The 303-nt window shown below is 28.1% G+C and carries 1 pseudogene; it reads right to left on the reverse strand.

Annotated elements, in window-relative coordinates:
- Positions 1 to 303: pseudogene (locus tag Q4528_RS13340) on the reverse strand (two-component sensor histidine kinase); the annotation flags it as partial.

The raw sequence follows: 303 nt of genomic DNA on the forward strand, positions 1-303 counted from the left end.
ATTTATGGCTTGATGTAATATTCTTTCGTTTCCAAGGAAATAAATAGATTCCAAGTTAGACATAATCATTAATGACTTATTATCTAGTGCGAAATGTTCATGTCGAATAATTTCTTTGATCAATATATTAAGTTGTATATTGTCTGAAAATGTAAGATGTTGTGCATTATCAAGTTCCGATATTAATAACAATTCTCTTGTTAAATCACTACGTTGAGTTGTAATTTGATTGATTGCGTCTCTGTGAGTTTGTCGTTTATTTTCATTATCGGTTTGTGCTAAATCCACTAATAATTGTTTAAT

This window comes from Staphylococcus pasteuri, from assembly GCF_030547725.1.
GTDB lineage: Bacteria > Bacillota > Bacilli > Staphylococcales > Staphylococcaceae > Staphylococcus > Staphylococcus pasteuri.